Below are 17,746 nucleotides of genomic sequence, written 5' to 3' on the forward strand. Positions count from 1 at the left end.
GTTCGAGGGGCGGTCCTAGGTTGTCGACGCGAAAGGAGCGACACTCCATGTCCACCAGAATCGATCGCGTCATCATCACCGGCGCCAGCAGCGGTATCGGCCTCGACCTCGCAAGGCGCTTCCTGGCCGAGGGGTCGAGCGTCGTCGTGAACGGGCGCGACCCGGAGAAGCTCGAGCGGGCGTCGCGGAGCCTCGACGGGGGCGCGCGCGTCGTGGCCGTGCCGGGCGACGTGAGCGATCGGGCCACGGCGCGGGCCGTCGCCGCCGCTGCGCGCGAGCGCTTCGGCGGCGTCGACGTGCTGATCAACAACGCCGGGATCTTCGGCGTGAAGCCGTTCCTCGAGAGCACGGAGGACGACCTGGAGCGGTTCTTCGCCACCAACGTGAAGGGGACGTTCCTGATGACGCAGGCGGCGGTGCCGCTGATGATCGAGGGCGGCGGGGGCTCGATCATCAATGTCGGCACGGTGCTCGTCCAGCAGGCCATGGCGCGGATGCCGGCCTCGGCCGCCATGGCCAGCAAAGGCGGCGTCCACGCGCTCACCGTCTCGCTGGCCGCCGAGCTCGCCGGCCACAACATCCGCGTGAACACGCTGGCGCCCGGCGTCATCCGCACGCCGCTCATCGGCGAGGGTGCGGATTCGCTGGCCTCGATCCACCCGCTGCAGCGCGTCGGCGAGGTGCGGGACACGACGGAAGCGGCGCTGTTCCTGGCCAGGGCCGGCTTCGTGACAGGCACGACGCTCGACGTCGATGGAGGCTACTCCCATGGGCGCTGACGGCCGACAGCACGTGCTCCTGGTGGGGCTCCAGATCGCGGACGAGGTGTCCTACGCCCGCTACCGCGCCGGCATGATGCCGATCCTGTCGTCCTACGGCGGCGCCTTCGGCCACGATTTCGTCGTGGCGCGGGTGCTGAAGGGGGAAGCGGGCATCAACCGCGTCTTCACCCTCCTGTTCCCCGACCGCGCGGCGCGGGAGCGGTTCTTCGCCGACGCGCAGTACCTCGCCGTGCGCGCCGAGCTCTTCGAGCCGGCGGTCGCGGCGACCTTCATCCTCGGCGAGTTCGAGGCGACGGCGGCGTGAGCCGCGCGTCGCGAGGCGAGGGCGCTGAGCGTCGCGCCGCCGGCGCCGGGCGCCCGATCATCCGGATCGCGCGGCCGACGCAGCGGCGCGAGCGCCAGCGCAGCCTGACACGCTCGCCGGATCGCGGCTGGCCTCAAGGCGTGTAGACGATGTCGCCGTCATCGAAAAAGCCGCCGGGAATCGAGACGCCGACCGAGCCGTAGTAGTTCACGTCGACGGCGTCGACGCCCGCGCCTGGGCTGCCCAGGTCAGAGAAGGCGAAGCGGTTCGCCGCAGCGAACGTGCCGCCCGAGGTCCAGCACGTGCCATGGCCATCGAAGCTCCAGCTCCCGCCGCTCACGGTATGGGGACGGAAGCGCAGGTAGCGGCAGGTGACGGGGTCTTCGCCGGGATTGTGGATGACGATCGTGAAATGCCCTCTGAGCGAGCCGTCGACCTGCTGGCTCACCGAGCCCATGAAGCTGGCATGGCCGCGCACGCCCCATCCGGAGAGCGTCGGCAGCGGCCCGGCCGCCGCAGGGGACGTGAACGCTGTAACGGCCAGGCCGGCGGCCATCGTGAGCGTCAGGACGAGGGAGCGGGTCTTGTGGGTCGTGTTCGTGGGCAGCATCGTCTCTCCTTGATCGTTGCAGCAAGTCTCGCGGGCGGCTTCCTTCGTGCGGAGACCAGGCGGACACTGCATGAGGCGTACCAGGGCCCACGAGGGGAGCGGGTCGAGCGGCGAGGCTGGTTCAGTTGAGATCCTGGGAGGGGCGCGGCGCGCGAGACGCGGGCTGGAGGGACGCGCCTCCATGTCTGGTGGTGGTTCGCGGCACCACCGAGGGCGCGCGCCCTTGCCGCGCGGGCCCGGGACTCGGGTGCTCGACGCCGCGGGGTGCTGGGTGACCCCGGGGTTCATCGATCTGCACACCCATTACGACGCCGAGGTCGAGCTCGCCCCTTCCCGCCTTCATATGAGCTCTCTCCGGGCAAATTGGAGCGCTACCAGAGCTCGCGCGGCGGGGCCGCTCAGGAGCCGGGAGGACGCAGCTCCGCGTCAATCCGCGTCAAGCAGCGCGGCGAGCTCGGTGATACGACGGTCGATCTCCTCCTCCGGCGTCGCCAGCACCCATCCCTCGAAGTCGTCGAACGATCCCTTGAACCGCGTGATGAGCTCCCCGAGGGCCTTCCCCTCCAGCCCAGGCACGAGCCGCATCACCCGCTTCCCGCTGAACTTCGCGTCGATCTGCGCCCGCCGCGCCTCGGCCGCGCGCTCGCGCTCGATCTGCCCGCCGAGATCGGCCTCCGGGAACGCGGCGAGGATCATGGGCAGGTACGACCGCCGGTCCCCGAGGGTGGGCCGCTTGTCGATCCCCCGGGCGCTCAGGTAGTCGATGAACCGCGCCACGGTCGACCGCACGCCGGCGCGCTCCCGCAGCGGGCTCTCGCCATCGTCGAGGTAGGGCGCCACCGAGAAATAAGGGCTCGCGATCACCCAGTCGAACACCGCCGGCAGCGACGCGAACCCCGCCTGCCACGCCCCGTGATCGAGCCCGAGGAAGCCGCAGATCCGCTCGAAATCCCGCGTCACCTCCAGGTCTGCCCGGTAATTGCCCCCCTCGCGCCGGTACACGTAGGCGAGCCCGCGCTCCCCGTACTTCAGGTCGAAGCGCCGGCAGATCCGCCCGATGAAGTTCCCCACGTCGTTGAAGCACATGAAGCTGTACGCGATGTCGAGGTAGCGCTCCGGCACCGGGAAGAAATCGGTCTGCAGCCCGCGGCACACCGTCGAGAACACGTGCCCCACGGCCTTGGTCTGCGTGACCCCGAGGTCGCGCGCGATCTCGGCGCGCACCTCGCCCCAGTCCGGCCGCGACGCGACGATCACATCCATGTCCCCGAAGTCCGGCTTGTCGCCGTAGTAGCGCGGGATGCGGTACTGCCCCGGCAGCTTGCCGTCGAGGTAGCGCCGCACCTCGGCCTCGATCGCCAGGTACTCGCCTCGGGGCATCCTCGGTAGGTTGAACAGCTTGCCGCCCATCGCAGAGCTCCGGCCTCGCAGTCTACACCGATCCCCGATCGGGTCGTCCGCCCGCCGCCGCCGGGCTCGGGCGCCCTCCTGTTTCTCCGTCCCATCCCTGCCTCCCGGTGCCTCCGGGGGTGTCCACGGAAGCGGGGCAGCCCCCCTCGGCGCGCAGGATGTGTAGGATGCGCCCCTTGGACCAGCCGACGCCCCCCCGCCCGGATCTGCTCGACGTGCTCGAGGCGCGGTTCGGGTTCCGCGATCTCCGCCCAGGCCAGCGCGCGGTCATGGATGCCCTGCTCTCGGGCCACAGCGCGCTCGCGGTCTTCCCGACGGGCGGCGGCAAATCGCTCTGCTACCAGCTGCCCGCGCTGCTCCTCGACGGGGTCACGATCGTCATCTCTCCGCTGATCGCGCTGATGAAGGATCAGATCGATTTCCTCACGGCGCGCGGCATCGCCGCGGTCCGGCTCGACTCGTCGCTGTCGGCCGACGACGCGGCGGAGGCGCACAGGGACCTGCGCTCGGGCAAGACGAAGCTGCTCTATGTCGCCCCCGAGCGGTTCGTGAGCGAGCGCTTCATGGCGCTGCTGAAAGAGCTGAAGATCGCCCTGTTCGCGGTGGACGAGGCCCACTGCATCTCGGAATGGGGGCACAACTTCCGCCCCGATTACTTGAGGCTCGCGGACACCGCCCGGGCGCTCGGCGTGCCGCGCGTGCTCGCGCTGACGGCCACCGCGACGCCCGGGGTCGTGCGCGACGTCTGCGCCACGTTCGGCATCCGCGAGGAGCACGCGGTCGTCACCGGCTTCTACCGGCCGAACCTCGAGATCCGCGCGACGGCGGTGAGCGCGCCCGCGCGCGACCGGATCCTGATCGAGCGCCTGAGATCCCGGCCGCCCGGCTCCACCATCGTCTACGTCACGCTCCAGAAGACCGCCGAGCACGTGGCCGAGCAGCTCGCTTCGGCGGGGCTTCTGGCGCGCGCCTACCACGCCGGGATGGACGCGGCGGAGCGCGCGCGCGTGCAGGACGACTGGATGCAGAGCGACCGCGGCGTCGTGGTCGCCACCATCGCGTTCGGGATGGGGATCGACAAGGCCGACGTGCGTTATGTCGACCATTACAATCTCCCGAAGAGCCTCGAGAGCTACAGCCAGGAGATCGGCCGCGCGGGCAGGGATCAGGCGCCCTCGGCGGTCGAGCTCTTCGTGTGCGGCGACGATCTGCCGGTCCTCGAGAACTTCGCTTACGGCGATACGCCGACCGCGGAGGCGCTCCACGGGGTGGTCGGCGCCGTGCTCGACGCGCCCCAGGTGGAGATCGGCCTGCACGCGCTGTCGGCGCGCCACGACGTCCGGCCGCTCGTGCTCCGCACCGCGCTGACCTACCTCGAGCTGATGGGCGCGGTCCGGCAGCTCACGCCGTTCTACGCCGGCTACGAGGTGCGGCTCCACCGCAAGCTCGAGGAGGTCGTCGCGACGGTGAAGGGCGAGCCGGCGCGGTTCCTCGAGGCGCTCTTCGGTCATGCGAAGAAGGGGCGAGTCCTGTACGCGATCGATCCGGCGGCCGCCGCCGCGGCGCTGGACCAGCCGCGCGAGCGGGTGGTGCGCGCGCTCGAGTACCTCGAGCGGCAGGGGCTCGCGGAGCTCAAGGCGTCGGACCTGCGGCACCGCTTCGTGCGCGTCGCGCCGCCGGACGACGCGCCCGCCCTCGTCGGCGAGCTCCTCGCGCGGTTCGCGCGGCGCGAGGACGCGGAGATCGCGCGCGTGCGGCAGGTGATCGAGCTGTTCACCGCGGAGCGCTGTCACGCCGCCGCGCTCGCCGAGTACTTCGGCGAGCGCCTCGACGCCGCGTGCGGGCGTTGCACCTTCTGCCGCACCCGGGTCGCCCTGAGGCTGCCGGAGCCGCCGCGCGCGCCGCCGATGCCGGCGGGGCTCGACGTCGCCGCGTTCACGGCGCTGCGCGCGGCGCACGGGGCCGCCCTGGGTCACCCTCGCCAGGCGGCGCGCTTCCTCTGCGGCCTCTCGAGCCCGGCGACCACGCAGGCCAAGCTCGCGCGCCATCCGCTCTTCGGCGTCCTCGTCGCTCGCCGGTTCTCCGAGGTGCTCGACTGGTGCGCCGGGCTCCCCATCGTCGCCGGCGCTGCCCGCGGCGTCGCGCCTGCTTGATCCGCTGCACATCCGCGCGCGGAAGCGACGTGTGGTGATGGGCTTTGCCGCCGGGGCCCAGCCGCCGTCGGACGCCCGGCCTGTGCTGCCAAGGGCTGCGGACGTGGCTTCTGGAGGTGCGCAGCGCCCGGGGCGGGCCGCTTGCTTGCGGGCGTGTCAGGAGGCGGAGCTGGCGGAGGCGCGGAGCGGCTCGGCGGGGAGCTCGCGCTCCCTGGCGGCGGGGACGAGCTTGGGGGCGGTCTTGAGGTGGGTGGCGTACAGGGTGAGGCCCGTGAAGGTGATGCCGCCGAGCATGTTGCCGACGACGGTCGGGATCTCGTTCCACACGATGTAATCCATGATCGAGAATTTGCCGCCCATGAGCATGGCCGACGGGAACAGGAACATGTTCACCACGGAGTGCTCGAACGTCATCGCGAAGAACAGCATGATGGGCATCCACATCGCCGTCACCTTGCCGCCGACGGTGTTGGAGATCATCGCGCCGACCACGCCGGTCGAGACCATCCAGTTGCAGAGCACGCCGCGCACGAAGAGCGTCAGCATGCCGGCGGCGCCGTACTCCTTGTAGCCGAGCGTGCGCGCCTCGCCGATGCCGGAGATGGCCTTGCCGACGGCGCTCGGCTCCGTGGAGAAGCCGAAGGTGAAGACGATCGCCATCATCACGGCGACGGTGAAGGCGCCGGCGAAGTTGCCCGCGAAGACCAGGCCCCAGTTGCGCAGGACGCCGCCCAGGGTGACGCCCTTGCGGCGATCGATCAGCGCGAGCGGCGCCAGCACGAACACGCCCGTGAGCAGATCGAAGCCCAGCAGGTACAGCATGCAGAAGCCGACCGGGAACAGCATCGCGCCGATGATCGGGTAGCCCGTCTGCTGGGTGACCATCACCGCGAAGACGGCGGCGAGCGCGAGCAGCGCGCCGGCCATGTAGGCTCGGATCAACGTGTCCCGGGTCGACATGAAGACCTTGGATTCGCCCGCGTCGACCATCTTGGTGACAAATTCTGTCGGCGCCAAATAGGACATAAGCTTGGCTTTCCTCCGTGAAGACGTGACTGGCGCGAGGGCTCGAGCTTGGCGCGCCCGCCCCTGGCCGGCCGCGCCGCGCTGGCCGGCGCGGCCTGGGCGGCAGCGCGAGCGGATCCCCCGGCGTGTGCCGGAGCGATCGAGCTTCCTCGACGTGCCACGGAATGTAGACGTGGCTGCGTTTCGGCGATGTTTCCGTTGATGATCGATATGGGATTTATCGAGAGGCGAGGCTTGGGGCCGGCGCAGGGTGGCGTATCGGCCGCTGGGCGTGACGATGACGTGGGCGGTGAGCGGGACGTGCAGCTCCGCCGAGTGGACTCGTTACAGGGGTGGCATGCGAGGCATACGTTCTCGAACCAGGTCGGCTCGCCCTTCGAGACCGGCGTGATGTGATCAGCGGCCCACCTTCGCGCCCGGCGCTTGACAGCCCAGATAGAGCCATGGTTCATGAAACTGTGGCGCGAACCGCTCCAGTTCCGAACATCCCAGCGATTCCTGGCATGAATCCGGGGACCTTTATCCTCGGCGATGGCGGCGCGGGTGGGGGCGGTGGCGGAGGCTCGGGGGACGGGCAGGGCGGGAGTGGCGGCAACGACGGCAACAGCGCCGGTACGCCATGATCGACGAAGCGAGGATCGAGCGCGAAGGTGGGAGCATCCAGCGTGCGTTCTTCCTCCTGTCGCTCGACTGCGTACGGCCGCACTACGAGAAGATGGGCCTGCGCGTGACGAGCAAGGAGCAATTCCAGGCGGCGCTGCGGTCATGCACGGCGGACCGTGACTGGTCCGTCAACACGCGCGAGGCCCCGTACCGGGTCACCGTCGCCGCGCTCGGGTGCCTGCGCGCGTGCGATCCGGAGTTCGCGGGCGCGCTGCTCGGCTGGGTGACGTCGGTGGTCGATCGTGCCGGCTACTGGCTGACGTGGATGTCCGTCGTGCGCCTACAGCCGCGCGCAGAGGGTCTGTTAGGGCTCGCCGAGGGCGCGCGGGAGGCGCTGTGGCGCGCGTTCGACGAGGCCGAGCGCGCGGGCGAGGGAGTGCCGTCCCTCGACCCGGCCGAGCTGTCCGAGTTCGACCATCGGCTCCTCCAGGAGAGGGGGTACCTGGAGGACGAGATCGACCCCATAGATACGGTGCAGGAGCTCGTGCAGGCGCACACGTTCGCGAGGTGCTGGCGCGAGGCCGTCGCACCGCTCTTGTCAGAGGACGAACGTCGAGCCCTCGTCGCAGTAACCACCGGGTTCTTGCGTGGCCAGGGGCGTGACGAAGAGGGCGACGTCCGGGATTCGGGGGCGTGGGAGAGCACGTGATGAAAACGACATCGTCAACGCGGGCGGCGTGGTAGCGGCGGCCGAGCTCGAAGGCGGCGGCGAGCCGGGGCGGCCTCGTTCAGCTCGACCTCAGTCAGGTCGTGAGCGATGACCGGGAGCGCCACCGGCCATCTGACGGCTTGGGCAATATGATCGAGGGGATCGATCCCGGCGGAGAGTTTGATGGAGGGACGGTTCATTGGTGAAGGCCAGTCCAGGGCGTTCGAAGCGCTGCGATCCTGGCACGAAGCAGGGCGCACGTCGGCGTGCGTCGTCCATGGTCCCTCCGGCGCAGGGAAGGGTACGGTCATCGAACGCTTCTTCCGTTCGATCGCGGATCCTGGCACCCTGAAGCTTCTCGTTCACGCCGGACGTGCTGTTGGTGCGGCCTTCGAAGAAGAGGTGCTCGCGCGGCTCTCGGCCGGCCCATGGCCCGAAGGTACGGGGTTTGACGAGGTTCACTTCGGTGTCCGCACCAGCCTCGTCAACCGCATCATGAACTGGGACGGCGAGGACGGTCAGCCGCAGCTCTTGATTGGCTTGATCGCGCCTGACGCCTGTGTGGACTGGCCGGACGACCCTCGCCGCTCGGTGCTGGACGAGCCAGGCCCCGCCGCGCGTGTGCTCGTGGCGGTCTCCGGTTCGCGCGACGTCGCCGAGCGATGGGCAGAGCGGCTTGGTCTCCGCGCCGCGCACGTGACGTACGTCGCGGTCGACGGATTCCGCTTGGAGGAGCTGGATCCATCTCTCCGTGACCACCTCACCTGGGCGGCGGTCGACGGTCCAGGTCCACGCGCTTATGTGGACGCGATCGCGAGATCGCTCCACGATCGCGGCGCGGCGCCGATGGAAGCGCTCATGGCGACCCTCGCGTGCGCCTTCGCGCCGCTCGACGTGACCGAGCTGGCGCCGCTCCTCGGCGCGCAGGTCGCCGAGGTGACCGGCTCTCTCGACGCGCATCGCGAGGCCGTCGAGCCGGTCCTCCAATGGCGTGAAGAGGGGCGCCGGATTCGCTTTCGTCATGAAGCCCTGCGCGCCGCCTGGGCCGCCGCGCGCGCGGAGCACGTCGCGCTCGCTGAGCAGCGATTCGCCGAGGCTGCCCGATCGCTCGTTCGCACCTGGGAGAGCGGCGACACAGCCGAGCGGGGCGCGGTCACCTACCTCCGCCGGTACGCCGGCGACCATCTCGTCTCCTCCGGGGCACCGCGCGCCGATCTCCTATCGCTCTGCGCACCCCGGTGGGCATGGCCGCGCTCGCGCGAGGATCTCGCTGCGCGTCGGGCGGAGCTGGGACGCGTGCGACGCTCGATGGCGGCGCCGCTTGGCGCCTCCGACGCCGTGGCAATCCCGTCCGACGCGCTGTCGAGCTTCGTGCGGGTCGCGCTCGCGCAGGGCGCGCTCGCAACGCTCCACCGCGCGTGGCCTCCTGAAGCCGACCGGGCCGACGAGGAGGCGTGGGACGACACGGAGCGGGCGCTCGCCGTCTCGCTCTTCGCTCTCGCGGCGCTCGCCTCTCCATCGCTGCGCGCCAGCATCGAGGCGCCCGCGCTCGACGTCGTGAGGCGGACGGGCGCGGCATGGCGCGGTGATGGCTGGGAGGATGCGCTCGCATTGCTCGCCGCGGCGCGCGCTGTGCCGGGCGACGAGGCGTCGATGTTCGCGCGGTGGGCGGTCGCGGCCACGTGGCGCGCGGACGGAGGGCCCGACGGCTACTTGAGCGCGTGGCTTACGGCCGCCGACTTCCTGCCGCGCTCCGAGGCAGAAGCGCTCGTCCAGCAAGCCGTCGAGCGCGCGCTGTCGAGCGCGAAGCCGGGGCAGGCGCTCGCCCGGCTCGCCACGGCGGATCGGATCGGGCAGAACCAAGCGCTTGCCATCCTCCGCGCGGCGGTGTCTCTTCCACCGACGTCCCGAGCGAACGCCCTGGCGCCCCTCTTGCCCGTGCTGCCCGATGAGGAGCGGGCCGGCGCTGTCTCGATGTCCTTCGATGCGTTCTTTGCCGACCACGACGAGGGCGCCGAGAGGCACGACACCGACGCATGCACCGCGGCGCTGCTTCCCTTCCTCGGGATGGTCGAGCTCTCGCGGCTTCTGGACGAGGCCCTCCCGTCCCCTTTCGCGCTGGCCGTGCGGTTCGCCGAGCTCGGCGCTCCGGAGCGCGCGCTCGGCATCATCCAAGAGCGTTGTGGCCGCGGGATCTTCGCCGCTCGTCCCTTGCTCTGCGCCGCAGCGATCGAGGGAGGCAGGCCCCTCGCGCAGGCGGCGCGCGACGCGGTGGCCTCGCTGGATCCTCCGTGGGCAGCCGCGGGGCTCGTGTGTGATCACGCTGCCGAGGCGATCCAGGTGCTCGGGCTCGAGACGGCGGTGGAGATCGCCGAGGGAGGCGGCGGAGGTGGCTCGGAGGCCGCGCGCATCATGGCCCTCGTGGCGCTCTGTCTCGCCGCCCCCGAGCGGTCGCGCCCCGGGCTGACCGCGCGCGCCATCGCTGCTTACCACGACGACCGAGGAACTGAGGGGCTGGAGGGCGTGGTGCGCTGCGCTCCCTGGATGTCGCTCACGACAGCGGCAAGGCTGTTCTTCATGAGCCTCGGGGACGCCGCGGAGGACGTCACGCTCGTCTCGACGCTGAGCCGCTGGGGCGGCGTGGAGCAGCTCGCACCGCTCATCGCGCGCGTCGGCGGAGATGACTCGCTCTCGGCTGTCGCCAGCGTCCTCCCCGAGGCGCTCCTGTGGAAATCGCGGAGGAAGACCGATTGAAAAAGGCGCCCTTTGGACGGGCTCCCCGAGGCTGACCGTGCAGTGAAGGCGGCTCCTTCGATGCGCAGGGGCGCAGCGCGCCGGCGGCGGGGCGCAGCGCCCCGCGAGGGCCTACTCGTGGACGGCGGCGTAGCGGCCGCTGGGCGTGACGATGACGTGGGCCGTGAGCGGGACTTCGAGCTCCGAGGCGAGGTGGCGCAGCTCCAGGGTCATCGCTTCGTCCTCGCGGGTCGGCGTGGGGTCGCCGCTCGGGTGGTTGCGGGCGAGGACGAAGCTGTGGGCGGCCATGTCCAGCGCCGTGCGCAGGACGGTGGAGCGGCCGACGTGGAGGGCGTCGTCGGAACCGCGGGCGAGCAGGCGCGTCTCGCGGACGCGGCCGTGGGCGTCGAGCGCGGCGATCCAGAGCTCCTCGTGGACCAGGGAGGCGAGCCTCGGGCCGAAGTACCGCGCCACGCGGGCGGCGTGGGTGCGGCGGCCGAGCTCGAAGGCGGCGGCGAGCCGGGTGGCGTCGAAGAGGGCGATCTGGGTGCGCTCGGCCAGCGCCGCGGGAGAGAGGCGGCCGAGGGAGGGGAGAGCGGCCGTGCCGAGGAGGCGCGGGCCGACGCCGGGCAGGCCGAGCACCATCTTGAGGAGGGGGTAGCCAGCTCTAAGCGGGCGGGTGCCAGCCCACCTCGGCCCAGCGCCGACGTGCGGCGACGATCGTCGGGCGGTTCATTCGGAGCGCGATGACCGTTGCTCTACCGAACGGCGTCACGCCCTCTACCCTGGTTGCGTCGACGCTCCACGTGAAGTGATCGCTCCAGCGATGGAGGCGGGGATTGAAGAGCGGCACGACTTCTCCCGTCAGCGGGTCGACCGACTCCGTGGCGCCTGCCTTGAACTCGTTGCATGGGCGGCATGCGAGGCATACGTTCTCGAACGAGGTCGGCCCGCCCTTCGAGATCGGCGTGATGTGATCGTAAGTCAGGGGAATTCCGCTATTGGCCTCGCTTGTCAGGCAGTATTGACAGCGGCGCCGGTCGGCCTCCTCGATACGAGAACGGAGCAGCTCGGAGACGTAGGTTGACACCGCAGTCCGTCTTCCTTCTCGTGGAGGGCGCGCGCTACGGAGAAGCGACGGCGTGCCCGCGCCATCGCAGGAGCGCCGCAGCGTGCGCTTTGCGGAGCATGAACAGGTCGCTCTCGTGGCGAAGGCGCTCGAGCTCGATGCGCTCGGCCGGCGTGAGGAGCCCCTGGGTGTTCCGTTCGAGCAGCTCGTCGTAGCGCGCGAGCTCTGCTTCGGACCTGTGGCTCTTTGCGATCTGCCAGAGCGCCTGGTCGTCCATCTTGTCCAGGCAGGCGAGGTCGACCTGGAACTCCGGGGGCGCGTCGTCCCAGGCGGGAGGGCTGCCGAGGCTCAGCGCCCGCAGCATCACGGCTTCGAGCGGCTGTCGGGTCGCGAGCGCAGTCCCCTTCAGTCGCTGGTAGAGCGCTTCGGGGAGAGCGAGGGTGACGGTGGCGGTCGACATCGCGCTGGGGTGGACGCGGGAGGCGAGCCCGCTTCGCCGTCGAGCCTAGCACGAGGAGCCCCCCGGCTCCTCCCCGGCCAGCCGCGATGACGAGAGCGAACGCGCGGCGGGGCTGCCGGCTGGGGCGGTGCGCGGGAGGCTTTCGGCTGGATGCGCAGGGGCGGGGGGCGCCCCACCGCAGCGGCGCCGCGCGCCGGCGACGGGGCGGGGTGCTGCGCCTCGCGAGGGCCTACTCGTGGACGGCGGCGTAGCGGCCGCTGGGCGTGACGATGACGTGGGCGGTGAGCGGGACTTCCAGCTCCGAGCCGAGGTGGCGCAGCTCCAGGGTCATCGCTTCGTCCTCGGGGGTCGGCGTGGGGTCGCCGCTGGGGTGGTTGTGGGCGAGGACGAAGCTGACGGCGGCCATGTCCAGCGCCGTGCGCAGGACGGTGGAGCGGCCGACGTGGAGGGCGTCGTCGGAACCGCGGGCGAGCAGACGCGTCTCGCGGGCGCGGCCGTGGGTGTCGAGCGCGGCGATCCAGAGCTCCTCGTGGACCAGGGAGGCGAGCCGCGGGCCGAAGTAGCGCGCCACGCGGGCGGCGTCGTTGAGGAGCGCGCCCCGGCGCGCGCGGGCGGCGTGGTATCGGCGGCCGAGCTCGAAGGCGGCGGCGAGCCGGGTCGCGTCGAAGAGGGCGATCTGGGTGCGCTCGGCCAGCGCCGCGGGCGAGAGGCGGCCGAGCGAGGGGAGAGCGGCCGTGCCGAGGAGGCGCGGCCCGACGCCGGGCAGGCCGAGCACCATCTCGAGGAGGGCGGCCTCGGTCGCTGTTGGCAGCTCGGCCGCCGTCTCGGCGGGGGCGTCGACGGGGGCGCGGCTCATCGGGCTCATCGGGGCCACCTCCGAGAGCGGGTGAGGGCGCGGGCGAAGAGGCGGCGCGCGAGGCGGAGGCGGGTGGCGACCGTGGGGCGCGGGAGCGAGAGGGAGGCGGCGATCTCGAGCGAGGAAAGGCCGGTGGCGGCGAGCGACAGGATCTCGCGCAGCTCGGGGCGGAGACGGTGGAAGGCGCGGAGGAGGCCGCGGGCGACGAGGCGGGCCTCGGGAGAGGGGGCGGCGAAGGCGGAGAGTTGGGCGGGGGGTCGACGGAGGGGAGCTCGTGGCTGACCTTGAACCGACGACAGAGGGATGACGCGAGGCGTTGAAGACGGAGACACTCATGGAGAAGCGAACCATCGAGCATCTCGAGGCGGCACTCGACGCCATCAGCAAGGACCTGGCGCCCCGCGTAGAGGAGCTCGCTCAGAAGAGCACAAGCGGCGTCCTCACGCCTGAAGAGCACAGAGAGTATGCCGAGGTCGTCCGTTTGAACGACATGCTCAGCCTCCTCAAGCTTCAGTCAGCCTGGTACCCCGAGGCTCACGCGAAGGCCCGCTCGGTGATGTCGACGGAGCCGGCCGTGCCATCGTAACCGCCTCCCCATCGCCATGGTAGTCGACTGCGGCGAGCGCCGCATCTGGGCCCTGGGGCGCCTGAAGGGCGCGCGGCGGGCGGGCAGCCGGAGGCGCCGCGCCGAAGGGACCGCTTCACGCCCCAGCCTGCGGGCCGCCGCCTCGCGATGGCGGCGCTGTCCGCCGGAACCCGAACGAGCGATCCCGCAACGGCTCCGCCGACGGGCCGCTCGTGGCGACTGCGATGCGCTATGGGCTATCTTCGCCCGCACGCTCAGTGCACCACGACCGCCGCGCCGAAGCACGCCGTCGCGACCAGCAGGGCCACGATCGGCGGCGGCGGAAACGCGCGGACGGCGATGTCCAGCAGCGCCAGCGACACCGCCGCGTTCAGCGCCACGACAGCAGGGAGCGCGGCGAGGGCGGGCGCGGCGAGCACGCCGACGGCGCCGTGCAGCGCGAGCACCAGGCCCATGGCCACGCTGAACCCCCTGAAGAGGCCGAGCAGGTCGCGCGACAGCCCCATCACAGCCCCATCATGGACATCCGGTGCGCCCGCATCGCGTCCAGGACCGCGGTCTCCGCGGCGGGCGTCGCGGGGCGACCGAGCAGCAGCGCGGTGATCGCGAGGTGCCCGATCCCGGTGACGACCCACGCCCACGCGCCCACCTGAAACAGCACCTGTGCACGGCTACTCATGACAGCCCTCGTTTCTTTGCCGCCCGTCCCTGGCGGGTGCGCTCCACATGCTGCCGTTTGGATCTGGAGCACGGCCCTGGAGATTTCAATACGGCACCGGAGGGTCTCCGGTGCGATCGTCGCCGTGACCGACAGCTCAGCCGAATCCTCCGCGGGCGTCGTCTGGCATCAGCTCGAACCGCGCGATCCGGACACCGCCGCCATGAACGATTCAGCCCTCTTCGACTGGTCTTTCACCGAGAAAGTCGATCTGGGCCAGCTCCGCCACCAACGCTTCGCGTTCGGCGCCGGCGAATCGAGCAGCGGGCTGATCTCGGACGTCGAGGGACGCCTCGGAGTCCATACCCCCTGGCTCTTCTTCTTCTCCGTCCCGTCCCTCGACGTCGCAGTCGGCCGTGTGCGCAGGCACGGCGGAATCGTCATCGGGCCCATCGCGCTTGATGCGCTCGCGCGCCCACAAGCACCGCGACGAGGCACACCGAAGGCGACAGGGACCCGCTTGGGGGCCGCAAGGGATGGCCTGGCCGGTCGCAGCGAGCCGCGCCGCACGGGGCTCACGCCAGCAAAGACATAGCGGCCAGACTCCGCTGCGGGTCGGCAGCAGAGGCCGCTGAAGCCGAGCCGAAGGAGCCAGGCTCCGTTCTGCGTGACGTGCAGGCCGGGCATCGCCCGCAGCGGCCCAAGGACCGGGGACGTCGCGAGCGATGGACCCTCGCCCAGGACCCGCATCGAGGCGGGTCCCGCTCGTGACCCGGCCGAACTTGCGGTAAGCTCCCTGCATCATGAGCGACGTCGAGGATGTCCTGGTCGTAGCGCTGCGTCTGTCGGCGGAGGACCGAGCGGCCGTGGCGGCCGCGCTGATCCAGAGCCTCGACGAGCCCGAGCAGACGACCGAGGAGGTCGAGGCTGCGTGGGCCGAGGAGATCCAGCAACGTCTCGCCGACGTCGATGCCGGGGTCGTCACGCCGGTCCCCTGGCCGGAAGCCCGGCGCCGCATCCTGGCGGCTGCAAACGGCCGTCGTGAAGATCGTTGAGGTTCTGCCAGCCGCACTCGCGGAAGCCGAGGAGGCTGCGGCGTGGTACGCGGAGCGGGATCCACGCGTCGCGGTACGGTTCGCCGAAGGGATCGAGGCAGCATTGACCCGAATTGCGGAGGCGCCGGACCGCTGTCCTACTGTTACGGGACGCGTCGGGTGCGCTTGACACGGTTTCCCTATCTCGTCGTGTACCGAGACGAGCCAACGCGCATTCTCGTCGTGGCCATCGCACACGCAAAGCAGAGACCGGGCTACTGGAGAAAGCGATGATGTGAGCGCCGCATGCGGTCCCACCGAGCTCTGAGGGTTGGACGTCCAGTGACGAGCCAACCCTGACTCTGCACCCGCGGTTGTAGCGGCGGGCCGCTGCCCCCTGGGCCTGTGGACGCGCCGGCCACTACGCCGCGGTTCGCTGAACGAGCTCCAATCCAGCTATTCAGGAAACCGCAGCGTCTCCATAGCGACGCCATCCTCGCCGCTGATCATCTTGCCCTGCTCGTCCCAGCCGACGCCGCCCTTGCCCGGCGGCCCCAGCGTGAAGGTGACACCCAGGGCCGTAAGCCGGTCCTCGTCGAGGCAGGCGATGCCGATCGAATCGCCCCCGCGCCCCGGGCCGCCGTAGCCGCAGGGAAGCACTGTAAGGGGGCAGGCAGGTCGACCGTTCCCCCGGAATGCATACGAGCTTGGGTCGAGGAGCTGGTCGTCTCGTGATCGCCGTCGCCGCGCTGCTGGCCGCGTGCGGCGACGCACACCGTCCGGGTGGGCCCCCGCGGGGCGCGGAGCAGCCGCCCGAAGCCGCCGTGACGCCGACTGCGGCATCGACGGCGACCGTCGCCGGCGGGCCGACGGGGGCGCCCCTGCCGCCCGGCCCGGCGACCTGCGCTGCCGCGTCGGACTGCGTGATCGTGGCCGCGGCCGACCGCTGCTGCTCTTGCGGCACGATCTCGTCGAGGGCGGTCGCGAGTGCGTCCAACCTGATGGTCTACGACGGCAGCGGAGCCTTCTTCCGTGAGCTCAACGCCCGTAGCCCCCCCGCGTGCCGGAACCTCCAGTGCGCCCCGTGCCCGCCACCGCCGCAGCTCGCGTGCGTGGCCGGCACGTGCCAGGCCGCGCCGCAGCCAGGCCCCTGATGGGAATAGGTGACCGGCGCCGCGCGGACGGTCACGATGCCCTTGGCTGGGCGGCTACGCCTCGTCCGCCTCGCTGGGGCTCGCCGCCGTCGCCGCCCGGGTCGCCGTCGGACGTCTCGATCTCGCTGTCGCGCACGGTCACCCTTGGCGTGCAGCGCGACGATGCCGACGCTCGGGGAGTTGTTCTCGCCCGCTTGCCGCGTCGGCCACCGCAGCCGCCGGACCCGGGGTGCGGACGAGATCGGCCGCGTCGCGCTCGGCGGCGAGCTGGATGCGGCTCGACCAGATGACGCGCCGGGCGAGCTTGCCGGGGAAAATCATGGTGTTGTCGCCCAGCGACTCGGCCTCTCGCAGGAGCTCGGCCTCGCGGGCGGCGCTCAGCGTGTACGCTGCTGCGCCCGTCGAGGAGCGAGGCGCGCCCCGTGTCTCGCGCGACGCGCGCACAGGAGGAGGTGTTTCCGGAGGATGCGGTCCAGTCCGACGCGCCTGCTCGCTAACGTGGCGTCGCACCTGACGGGCGTCACGCATCAGGTTTCTCGCCTGGCGGGTTCCGCGCCCGGCGGGTACGTTCGGCGCGCCTGGAGGCCAAAGGTCCCGCAGGTGAACTGGGGCATTGCGCTTGTAAAGACCGGGATACGGTCTCTCAGGCGCAGGTTCCGGCGCATCGCGCCGGGTCGAGCCGGCGCCTGTAGGACATGTCCGTCGGGGCCGCGCGCACCGGCCGGCCCGCCTCGGGCATCGCTCGTGACGCCGGGGAGCTCTGACGCTAGACTGAGATCGCCGGTAACGGAGTAGGAGGAAGCATCGTGCGAGCCGCCAAGATCCCCATCGTCATCCCTGCAGACCGTCGGGTAGAGCTGCAGGTGCCCGCAGACCTCCCAGAAGGCCCGGCGGAGGTGATCGTCCTCATCTCCTCTCCGCAAAAGGCTGCGCCACGCGACAAGCGGGCAGCGCTTGGCATGGATCGAGGTACGGTCCAGATCGCCGATGACTTCGACGCGCCGCTGCCGGAGGACCTACAGCGAGCGTTCGATGGTGAGACATGAGGTTGCTGCTCGACACACACTGCTGGCTCTGGCTCGTCGCCGACCCCGAGAGGATCAGGCGCGACGTCGTGGAGATGCTCGTCGCAGAAGGTGCTGACGTCTACATCTCGGCTGCGACAGCATGGGAAATCGTCATCAAGCACGCGCTCGGAAAGCTCTCCCTTCCCATCCCGCCTGCCGAATACATTCCTTCTCGCATGGCCGCCCTCGGTCACCTTTCCCTGCCCATCGAGCAACGGCACACCCTCCAGGTCGCCGGACTTCCCCCGCATCACAAGGATCCATTTGACCGGATCTTGGTCGCGCAGGCCCAGGTCGAGGACATACAGCTCGTCACCGCCGATCGGCTCATGGCGCCCTACGATGTCCGTGTGATCTGGGCAGATGCATGATCGTGCTGGGATCAAGGTATGCGTCGATCGATATATGGTGTCATTCCATCGAGACTCCGCCCGGCAGGGGCACTGCACCCGACGGCCTCCGGGCGAGACGACCGTGGTCGCGACGACGTCGGCCCGGATCCGCGAGGAGATGGAGCTCCTCGGCATCGGCG

At 70.9% G+C, this 17,746-nt stretch carries 25 protein-coding genes; 11 read left to right on the forward strand and 14 right to left on the reverse strand.

Annotated features, from left to right (window positions below):
- Positions 1-47: 47 nt before the first annotated feature.
- Both WME98_RS37165 and WME98_RS37170 read left to right on the forward strand, forming a co-directional pair.
- On the forward strand, positions 48-779 hold the full coding sequence (locus WME98_RS37165; RefSeq protein ID WP_437946405.1) for an SDR family NAD(P)-dependent oxidoreductase: 732 nt from the start codon (positions 48-50) through the stop codon (positions 777-779).
- Positions 769-1,086 carry a DUF1330 domain-containing protein gene (locus tag WME98_RS37170; protein ID WP_437946407.1) on the forward strand — a complete coding sequence of 106 codons (318 nt, stop codon included), beginning with the start codon at positions 769-771 and terminating at the stop codon, positions 1,084-1,086. Before WME98_RS37165 ends, WME98_RS37170 begins: the two co-directional genes overlap by 11 nt.
- 133 nt (positions 1,087-1,219) lie before the next feature.
- Here the strand turns inward: WME98_RS37170 and WME98_RS37175 are convergent, their stop codons facing one another.
- Positions 1,220-1,696 carry a hypothetical protein gene (locus tag WME98_RS37175; RefSeq protein ID WP_020734538.1) on the reverse strand — a complete coding sequence of 159 codons (477 nt, stop codon included), beginning with the start codon at positions 1,694-1,696 and terminating at the stop codon, positions 1,220-1,222.
- A gap of 426 nt (positions 1,697-2,122) precedes the next feature.
- Positions 2,123-3,106 (reverse strand): hypothetical protein, encoded by a 984-nt coding sequence (locus tag WME98_RS37180; RefSeq protein WP_437946408.1) that lies wholly within the window; start codon positions 3,104-3,106, stop codon positions 2,123-2,125.
- Positions 3,107-3,282: 176 nt separating this feature from the next.
- Here WME98_RS37180 and WME98_RS37185 point away from each other — a divergent pair, with 176 nt between their 5' ends.
- A complete protein-coding gene (locus WME98_RS37185) occupies positions 3,283-5,259 on the forward strand; it encodes a RecQ family ATP-dependent DNA helicase (RefSeq protein ID WP_437946410.1) in 1,977 nt (658 codons plus the stop codon).
- A 156-nt stretch (positions 5,260-5,415) separates the two neighbouring features.
- Here the strand turns inward: WME98_RS37185 and WME98_RS37190 are convergent, their stop codons facing one another.
- Positions 5,416-6,285 carry a formate/nitrite transporter family protein gene (locus WME98_RS37190; RefSeq protein ID WP_437946411.1) on the reverse strand — a complete coding sequence of 290 codons (870 nt, stop codon included), beginning with the start codon at positions 6,283-6,285 and terminating at the stop codon, positions 5,416-5,418.
- Complete coding sequence (locus WME98_RS37195) at positions 6,198-6,737, reverse strand: HNH endonuclease (RefSeq protein WP_437946413.1); 540 nt, start codon at positions 6,735-6,737, stop codon at positions 6,198-6,200. The genes WME98_RS37190 and WME98_RS37195 overlap by 88 nt, the downstream gene beginning before the upstream one ends.
- A 167-nt stretch (positions 6,738-6,904) precedes the next feature.
- On the opposite strand from WME98_RS37195, the gene WME98_RS37200 reads away from it, so the two are divergent.
- Positions 6,905-7,597 carry a hypothetical protein gene (locus WME98_RS37200; protein ID WP_437946414.1) on the forward strand — a complete coding sequence of 231 codons (693 nt, stop codon included), beginning with the start codon at positions 6,905-6,907 and terminating at the stop codon, positions 7,595-7,597.
- A gap of 90 nt (positions 7,598-7,687) precedes the next feature.
- Here the strand turns inward: WME98_RS37200 and WME98_RS37205 are convergent, their stop codons facing one another.
- Complete coding sequence (locus WME98_RS37205) at positions 7,688-8,782, reverse strand: hypothetical protein (RefSeq protein WP_437946415.1); 1,095 nt, start codon at positions 8,780-8,782, stop codon at positions 7,688-7,690.
- A gap of 153 nt (positions 8,783-8,935) precedes the next feature.
- On the opposite strand from WME98_RS37205, the gene WME98_RS37210 reads away from it, so the two are divergent.
- Complete coding sequence (locus WME98_RS37210) at positions 8,936-10,351, forward strand: hypothetical protein (RefSeq protein ID WP_437946416.1); 1,416 nt, start codon at positions 8,936-8,938, stop codon at positions 10,349-10,351.
- A gap of 111 nt (positions 10,352-10,462) precedes the next feature.
- Here the strand turns inward: WME98_RS37210 and WME98_RS37215 are convergent, their stop codons facing one another.
- From WME98_RS37215 to WME98_RS37235, 5 genes are all read right to left on the reverse strand, one after another.
- Positions 10,463-10,975 (reverse strand): JAB domain-containing protein, encoded by a 513-nt coding sequence (locus WME98_RS37215; RefSeq protein ID WP_437946417.1) that lies wholly within the window; start codon positions 10,973-10,975, stop codon positions 10,463-10,465.
- A gap of 22 nt (positions 10,976-10,997) precedes the next feature.
- Positions 10,998-11,420 carry an HNH endonuclease gene (locus WME98_RS37220; protein ID WP_437946418.1) on the reverse strand — a complete coding sequence of 141 codons (423 nt, stop codon included), beginning with the start codon at positions 11,418-11,420 and terminating at the stop codon, positions 10,998-11,000.
- Between the two features lie 34 nt (positions 11,421-11,454).
- Complete coding sequence (locus WME98_RS37225) at positions 11,455-11,859, reverse strand: hypothetical protein (protein ID WP_437946419.1); 405 nt, start codon at positions 11,857-11,859, stop codon at positions 11,455-11,457.
- Between the two features lie 229 nt (positions 11,860-12,088).
- On the reverse strand, positions 12,089-12,715 hold the full coding sequence (locus tag WME98_RS37230; RefSeq protein ID WP_437954062.1) for a JAB domain-containing protein: 627 nt from the start codon (positions 12,713-12,715) through the stop codon (positions 12,089-12,091).
- A 5-nt stretch (positions 12,716-12,720) separates the two neighbouring features.
- Positions 12,721-13,047, reverse strand: a complete 327-nt coding sequence (locus WME98_RS37235; RefSeq protein WP_437946420.1) for an RNA polymerase sigma factor — start codon at positions 13,045-13,047, stop codon at positions 12,721-12,723.
- A gap of 2 nt (positions 13,048-13,049) precedes the next feature.
- Between WME98_RS37235 and WME98_RS37240 the strand changes: the two genes are divergently transcribed.
- The gene (locus WME98_RS37240; RefSeq protein WP_437946422.1) at positions 13,050-13,301 is read left to right on the forward strand and encodes a hypothetical protein; all 252 of its coding nucleotides are present in this window, start codon (positions 13,050-13,052) and stop codon (positions 13,299-13,301) included.
- Positions 13,302-13,555: 254 nt separating this feature from the next.
- Here WME98_RS37240 and WME98_RS37245 read toward each other — a convergent pair whose 3' ends face one another.
- Entirely contained in the window at positions 13,556-13,807 is a 252-nt protein-coding gene (locus tag WME98_RS37245; protein ID WP_437946423.1) for an LIC_13387 family protein, read from the reverse strand.
- Complete coding sequence (locus tag WME98_RS37250) at positions 13,807-13,980, reverse strand: LIC_13387 family protein (RefSeq protein ID WP_437946425.1); 174 nt, start codon at positions 13,978-13,980, stop codon at positions 13,807-13,809. Before WME98_RS37250 ends, WME98_RS37245 begins: the two co-directional genes overlap by 1 nt.
- A 124-nt stretch (positions 13,981-14,104) precedes the next feature.
- Between WME98_RS37250 and WME98_RS37255 the strand changes: the two genes are divergently transcribed.
- Together WME98_RS37255 and WME98_RS37260 are read left to right on the forward strand one after the other, a co-directional pair.
- Positions 14,105-14,554, forward strand: coding sequence for a hypothetical protein (locus WME98_RS37255; protein ID WP_437946426.1), 450 nt, complete (start codon positions 14,105-14,107; stop codon positions 14,552-14,554).
- Between the two features lie 208 nt (positions 14,555-14,762).
- The gene (locus WME98_RS37260; protein WP_437946427.1) at positions 14,763-15,014 is read left to right on the forward strand and encodes an addiction module protein; all 252 of its coding nucleotides are present in this window, start codon (positions 14,763-14,765) and stop codon (positions 15,012-15,014) included.
- Positions 15,015-15,449: 435 nt separating this feature from the next.
- Here the strand turns inward: WME98_RS37260 and WME98_RS37265 are convergent, their stop codons facing one another.
- Complete coding sequence (locus WME98_RS37265) at positions 15,450-15,653, reverse strand: hypothetical protein (protein WP_437946429.1); 204 nt, start codon at positions 15,651-15,653, stop codon at positions 15,450-15,452.
- A 71-nt stretch (positions 15,654-15,724) separates the two neighbouring features.
- Between WME98_RS37265 and WME98_RS37270 the strand changes: the two genes are divergently transcribed.
- Complete coding sequence (locus tag WME98_RS37270) at positions 15,725-16,147, forward strand: hypothetical protein (RefSeq protein WP_437946430.1); 423 nt, start codon at positions 15,725-15,727, stop codon at positions 16,145-16,147.
- Positions 16,148-16,285: 138 nt separating this feature from the next.
- On the opposite strand, the gene WME98_RS37275 is transcribed toward WME98_RS37270, so the two are convergent.
- The gene (locus WME98_RS37275; protein ID WP_437946432.1) at positions 16,286-16,591 is read right to left on the reverse strand and encodes a hypothetical protein; all 306 of its coding nucleotides are present in this window, start codon (positions 16,589-16,591) and stop codon (positions 16,286-16,288) included.
- Between the two features lie 362 nt (positions 16,592-16,953).
- On the opposite strand from WME98_RS37275, the gene WME98_RS37280 reads away from it, so the two are divergent.
- Together WME98_RS37280 and WME98_RS37285 are read left to right on the forward strand one after the other, a co-directional pair.
- Positions 16,954-17,193 (forward strand): hypothetical protein, encoded by a 240-nt coding sequence (locus WME98_RS37280; RefSeq protein ID WP_020734561.1) that lies wholly within the window; start codon positions 16,954-16,956, stop codon positions 17,191-17,193.
- Positions 17,190-17,585 (forward strand): type II toxin-antitoxin system VapC family toxin, encoded by a 396-nt coding sequence (locus tag WME98_RS37285; RefSeq protein ID WP_437946433.1) that lies wholly within the window; start codon positions 17,190-17,192, stop codon positions 17,583-17,585. Before WME98_RS37280 ends, WME98_RS37285 begins: the two co-directional genes overlap by 4 nt.
- Positions 17,586-17,746 lie beyond the last annotated feature (161 nt).

It is taken from the genome of Sorangium sp. So ce296, from assembly GCF_051529605.1.
GTDB classification, from domain to species: domain Bacteria; phylum Myxococcota_A; class Polyangia; order Polyangiales; family Polyangiaceae; genus Sorangium; species Sorangium cellulosum_D.

Coding starts and splice junctions, on each gene's coding strand:
- WME98_RS37195 (WP_437946413.1), bottom strand. CDS start 6,737: ATGAACCATGGCTCTATCTGGGCTGTCAAGCGCCGGGCGCGAAGGTGG.
- WME98_RS37245 (WP_437946423.1), bottom strand. CDS start 13,807: ATGGGGCTGTCGCGCGACCTGCTCGGCCTCTTCAGGGGGTTCAGCGTG.
- WME98_RS37165 (WP_437946405.1), top strand. CDS start 48: ATGTCCACCAGAATCGATCGCGTCATCATCACCGGCGCCAGCAGCGGT.
- WME98_RS37180 (WP_437946408.1), bottom strand. CDS start 3,106: ATGGGCGGCAAGCTGTTCAACCTACCGAGGATGCCCCGAGGCGAGTAC.
- WME98_RS37200 (WP_437946414.1), top strand. CDS start 6,905: ATGATCGACGAAGCGAGGATCGAGCGCGAAGGTGGGAGCATCCAGCGT.
- WME98_RS37240 (WP_437946422.1), top strand. CDS start 13,050: ATGGAGAAGCGAACCATCGAGCATCTCGAGGCGGCACTCGACGCCATC.
- WME98_RS37230 (WP_437954062.1), bottom strand. CDS start 12,715: ATGAGCCGCGCCCCCGTCGACGCCCCCGCCGAGACGGCGGCCGAGCTG.
- WME98_RS37250 (WP_437946425.1), bottom strand. CDS start 13,980: ATGAGTAGCCGTGCACAGGTGCTGTTTCAGGTGGGCGCGTGGGCGTGG.
- WME98_RS37225 (WP_437946419.1), bottom strand. CDS start 11,859: ATGTCGACCGCCACCGTCACCCTCGCTCTCCCCGAAGCGCTCTACCAG.
- WME98_RS37285 (WP_437946433.1), top strand. CDS start 17,190: ATGAGGTTGCTGCTCGACACACACTGCTGGCTCTGGCTCGTCGCCGAC.
- WME98_RS37190 (WP_437946411.1), bottom strand. CDS start 6,285: ATGTCCTATTTGGCGCCGACAGAATTTGTCACCAAGATGGTCGACGCG.
- WME98_RS37170 (WP_437946407.1), top strand. CDS start 769: ATGGGCGCTGACGGCCGACAGCACGTGCTCCTGGTGGGGCTCCAGATC.
- WME98_RS37175 (WP_020734538.1), bottom strand. CDS start 1,696: ATGCTGCCCACGAACACGACCCACAAGACCCGCTCCCTCGTCCTGACG.
- WME98_RS37205 (WP_437946415.1), bottom strand. CDS start 8,782: ATGGTCGCCGGCGTACCGGCGGAGGTAGGTGACCGCGCCCCGCTCGGC.
- WME98_RS37215 (WP_437946417.1), bottom strand. CDS start 10,975: ATGGTGCTCGGCCTGCCCGGCGTCGGCCCGCGCCTCCTCGGCACGGCC.
- WME98_RS37260 (WP_437946427.1), top strand. CDS start 14,763: ATGAGCGACGTCGAGGATGTCCTGGTCGTAGCGCTGCGTCTGTCGGCG.